Annotated in this window: 7 protein-coding genes and 1 tRNA gene; 5 read left to right on the forward strand and 3 right to left on the reverse strand. The window is 63.2% G+C overall.

The genetic code is table 11. The annotated features are described in order from the left end of the window. Window positions 1-422, forward strand: a 422-nt coding sequence (locus AB0M93_RS48580; protein WP_364288363.1) for a winged helix-turn-helix domain-containing protein, incomplete at its 5' end; no start/stop codon positions are given. Here AB0M93_RS48580 and AB0M93_RS48585 read toward each other — a convergent pair. Next, window positions 419-553 carry a hypothetical protein gene (locus tag AB0M93_RS48585; RefSeq protein WP_364288366.1) on the reverse strand — a complete coding sequence of 45 codons (135 nt, stop codon included), beginning with the start codon at window positions 551-553 and terminating at the stop codon, window positions 419-421. The two genes, AB0M93_RS48580 and AB0M93_RS48585, sit on opposite strands and share 4 nt — an antisense overlap. A gap of 240 nt (window positions 554-793) precedes the next feature. Between AB0M93_RS48585 and AB0M93_RS48590 the strand changes: the two genes are divergently transcribed. Both AB0M93_RS48590 and AB0M93_RS48595 read left to right on the forward strand, forming a co-directional pair. Beyond that, window positions 794-1,531 (forward strand): helix-turn-helix transcriptional regulator, encoded by a 738-nt coding sequence (locus tag AB0M93_RS48590; RefSeq protein ID WP_364288369.1) that lies wholly within the window; start codon window positions 794-796, stop codon window positions 1,529-1,531. A 13-nt stretch (window positions 1,532-1,544) separates the two neighbouring features. Further along, window positions 1,545-2,021 (forward strand): NUDIX domain-containing protein, encoded by a 477-nt coding sequence (locus AB0M93_RS48595; RefSeq protein ID WP_364288372.1) that lies wholly within the window; start codon window positions 1,545-1,547, stop codon window positions 2,019-2,021. On the opposite strand, the gene AB0M93_RS48600 is transcribed toward AB0M93_RS48595, so the two are convergent. Further along, window positions 2,004-2,585 carry an HD domain-containing protein gene (locus AB0M93_RS48600; RefSeq protein ID WP_364288375.1) on the reverse strand — a complete coding sequence of 194 codons (582 nt, stop codon included), beginning with the start codon at window positions 2,583-2,585 and terminating at the stop codon, window positions 2,004-2,006. The genes AB0M93_RS48595 and AB0M93_RS48600 overlap by 18 nt on opposite strands. Window positions 2,586-2,681: 96 nt before the next feature. Next, window positions 2,682-3,311 (reverse strand): GNAT family N-acetyltransferase, encoded by a 630-nt coding sequence (locus AB0M93_RS48605; RefSeq protein WP_364288378.1) that lies wholly within the window; start codon window positions 3,309-3,311, stop codon window positions 2,682-2,684. Window positions 3,312-3,360: 49 nt separating this feature from the next. Here AB0M93_RS48605 and AB0M93_RS48610 point away from each other — a divergent pair, with 49 nt between their 5' ends. Both AB0M93_RS48610 and AB0M93_RS48615 read left to right on the forward strand, forming a co-directional pair. Then, window positions 3,361-3,540: a hypothetical protein gene (locus AB0M93_RS48610; RefSeq protein ID WP_364288381.1), complete on the forward strand. Its 180-nt coding sequence runs from the start codon at window positions 3,361-3,363 to the stop codon at window positions 3,538-3,540. Window positions 3,541-3,607: 67 nt separating this feature from the next. Further along, window positions 3,608-3,700, forward strand: a tRNA-Ser gene (locus tag AB0M93_RS48615). Window positions 3,701-3,702 lie beyond the last annotated feature (2 nt).

The raw sequence follows: 3,702 nt of genomic DNA on the forward strand, positions 1-3,702 counted from the left end.
CCGCATTGGTCAGTTGGTCACTACTCCATCCGAGTGGTGAATTGGTCAGTGCTGGTCAGGCCGCTAGACTCGGCCACATGGCCACTGGAACCGCCGGCCTGGCGGCTTACGAACGCGTTGCGGCGGCTATTCGCTCCGCCATCAGTGACGGAAAGCTGGCTCCCGGTGAACGCCTGCCGGGAAATCGGGCGCTGGCCGAGCAGTACAAAGTCTCACTGCCGACACTTCAGAAAGCCGTGGGCGTTCTCCACGATGAGGGCTGGCTGATCGTTCGCGCTGCGGTTGGTGTCTACGTCTCGGATTCCCCGCCAGCAGACGATCTGTCTTCTGTGGACCCACGCGCGCTGCGCCAAACGGTGGCCGAGTTGCAAGTGGAGGTCCGCGACCTCCGAGAGCGCGTCCAGCGCCTAGAGCAGGACTAGCGCAAACTCGCGATGAACGTCGCAACGCTGTCGCTGGCCCGGCCGATCCCGCCAAACGCCTCGCCGACCACCCCGGCCGCATCGACCGGGTGCCTGATCACGAGAACCAGCCCGCCCACGAGTAACCCCACCGCCACAAGCCTAAAAGGCCGCCCCGCTTCGGAGTCGGGAGCATGATGCCGCCGCCGTTCTTCGCCATCTGGTACCTCCTGAGATCTTGGTCGAGGCGTTCGATCCGCCTCGATGACTCAAGAAAACACCAGGTCAGGGGACGTTAACACCACACTTCCGAGGACGCTTTGGAACGTCCCGGACAGGCAAACGTCCCTCAGAACGTCCCATGTGTCCCGACGACCCGAAGGACCACCGACATGGCCAATGACCGCCTTCGCACTGCGATGCTGGCAGCCGGGCTGACCGTCGATACCCTCGCGCAGGAACTGGGTCGTGACCCCAAGACGGTTGAGCGGTGGATCAGGCAGGAGCAGCGGCTGCCGCATCGAGCGACGCGGGTCGAGTTGGCCAGGTTGCTCAAGGTTCGCGAGGTGGATCTCTGGCCTGAGCTGGGTGGCTCACCGCGGCCGGCGCCAGTCGAATCCGAGCTTGTACACCTGTATTCGTCCCGGTCCGCCATCACAGGAGCAATCTGGACCGAGCTTTTGGCGGGCGTAAGTCGCAGCATGGACGTGCTTGTGTTCTCGGGAGCATTCCTGGTCGAGCAGTACGACCTAATTCCACTGATTCGCAAGAAAGCAGCAAACGGAGTTGCATTCCGAATCATGGTCGGAGACGAGACTTCCGATACCGTCAAGCAACGCGCCATTGACGAGGGGACGCCCGGCGGCCTCGAAGGACGGATCCAGCTGATGCGCCGATACTTGTCCGATGTTTCCGGCATTGAGGGCGTGGAAATTCGTACGCATTCGACAGTTCTCTATAACTCACTTTACAGGTTCGACGATGACCTGCTAGTAAACGGCCACGCACATGGCGCCCTGGCTGGACAAAGTCCGGTTCTGCACCTTCATCGGACACCTAATGGTCAGATGTGGGATCACTACATGAAGTCTTTTGAGCTGACCTGGAAGAATGCGAATCCGGAGCCATAGGGAGGTCTTCTGAATGACCAGAATTGACTACTTCGACGATCCTAATGCCCCAAAAGCCAACAGCGTCGTTCCGTCGGTGACCGTCGCAGTCCGCAATGAACAGGGACAAATACTTCTCATCCATAAAATTGACAACGACCTGTGGGCGCTTCCGGGCGGAGGGCACGACGTCGGGGAGCGAATCGCCGACACTGCCGTCAGGGAAGTGCGCGAGGAAACAGGTCTAGAGGTTGAGATCACCCGCCTGATAGGCACGTATACGGACCCGCGGCATGTGATTGCCTACGATGACGGTGAGGTCCGTCAGCAGTTCTCGCTATGCTACGAGGCGCGCTGGCTAAGCGGAAATCCTCGCGAAGACGGCACGGAGACTAAGGCTGCTCGCTGGGTTTCACTAAGCGAACTCGACGCCTTAAATATTCATCCGTCGATGCGCCTGCGAATCGATCACGCCGTCGACCAAGGGCGCACCTCACCTCATCTCGGCTAGTCGCGCCTCAACTCGACGAACCGAAGCCTTCAAAATCGGGCCAGCTGTGATCCACGTTCTGTGTACGGGATCCTCAGGGGGATACCGATCGAGGATCTCGCTAATCCGCTGTTCATAAGTTAGCGACTGCCCTTGTGGACCAGTTGTCAAATCTGCAACCACCAGTGCGTCGAGTAGAGGGCTGTCGACAAAATCGAAATCACCCAATTCCGCCACCAGGCCCCGCTGCTCAGCCTCAAATCTTGCACCTGAATGATGTGCCACGAGATTCACGATCTCGTCCGGCCAGCCTGCTTGACGCAGAAAACGCGCCCCGTCCAAAGGGTGGAAACCGGTGTGATTAATTTGACTGGAATAGCCGATATCGTGCAGCCATGCGGCGGCGAGCAAAGTGTCACGATCTTGAACAGCTACGGCCCGGGCCAAATCCGTAGCCCGCGCCGCTACGGCCTGCACGTGTTGCCACCTCTGCCCAAGGGGCGCAACGAACTTCTCGGCAAGAGTAGCTGCGGACGACACCAGATCACCGGCGGTCGTCTGGCGGGCATCTTTGTCGTCAGCCATGGCTCCGAATCCTAGGGGTTGGCCGGCCTCCTGCTTGAGGTTCGGCGGGGCAGTCGGTGGACGGTTGGTCGGCTACCCCCGCGCGGTGGCTGCCAGTCACCCCCATTCGCCGTTGGCTTCTCGCATGTGGGTGCAGTAGTGCGGTTCTCCGAGGTGCAGGGGTTCGGCGGAGTCTTGGTAGGCCCAGAAGTCCTGCGCGTCGTCGGTCTGGGCGAGCTGGACGGTCGACCAGTGGTAGCCGGGGCCGCGGGCCTGTGCGGCGTCCAGCAGCAGTGTGCCGAACCCGCGCCTCCGGTGGGTGGGGTACACCTGGATATGACGGACGACCCCGCGGTGGTCGACGCCGCACAGCTGCACGTCGGCGACCGCGACCACGGCTCCGCGCACCCGCACCTCAAGCCGTCCGACTCCGGCGCGCACAGCTGGCCGGCGGGCGACCACCAGGATCTTCGCCCGGCGGTCGTCCGGCTGGTCGGCCTGCTCCGCGGGCATCGGCGAGCGGTGGTCGATCACCAGCCAGACGGCCCGCGGCTGGCGCCGGGTCCAGCAGCGGGCGCACACCTGCTTGGCCAGTCCGAGTCCGTGGTGGTGACCGCTGCCGCCGTTGGCGAGCGCCATCCGGTGCTTGCGGTTGAGGCACCAGACGTGCTCGCGCTGCGAGCGGACCGGCAGGTCCTCAGGCTCGGTGGTGTCGGGTGTCGCGTTCATCCATGTCCGCTCGCTCACATGTTCGATGATAGTGGCATCGTCGCAGCTCAGCAGGCATCCTGGCGGCATGGGTGAGGGAACGATCTTCGACAGGTGGAAGGCGGCCGGCCGCCGGGCGATGCAGCGGGATGAGGCGCGACGCGCGCGGTGGGCGGCGATCGAGCGGGCCGCGCGGTGGCCGCTGCTGGCGGGCGCGGCCGTGGCCGGGCTGGTGCTCGGGGTGCTGGCGCGTCGCTCGGCGGCCTGATCGCTACTTCGTAACGCAGCCGCGTGCCCAATGCGTTCCCAATCGCCCGAGCATGCGGCAGCTGTCTGCCTCGTATTCGCAGGTCAAGGCGTTCTGCTTGATGCAACGGTGTCCAGCCCTCCGGAGGCAGGTGTCGCAGGTTCGAATCCTGCCGAGGGCACC

The organism is Amycolatopsis sp. NPDC051102 (genome assembly GCF_040682815.1).
Lineage (GTDB): Bacteria > Actinomycetota > Actinomycetes > Mycobacteriales > Pseudonocardiaceae > Amycolatopsis.

Excerpts from the sequence above, each read along its gene's own strand:
- AB0M93_RS48595 (WP_364288372.1), top strand. The coding sequence starts at position 1,545 with ATGACCAGAATTGACTACTTCGACGATCCTAATGCCCCAAAAGCCAAC.
- AB0M93_RS48610 (WP_364288381.1), top strand. The coding sequence starts at position 3,361 with ATGGGTGAGGGAACGATCTTCGACAGGTGGAAGGCGGCCGGCCGCCGG.
- AB0M93_RS48590 (WP_364288369.1), top strand. The coding sequence starts at position 794 with ATGGCCAATGACCGCCTTCGCACTGCGATGCTGGCAGCCGGGCTGACC.
- AB0M93_RS48600 (WP_364288375.1), bottom strand. The coding sequence starts at position 2,585 with ATGGCTGACGACAAAGATGCCCGCCAGACGACCGCCGGTGATCTGGTG.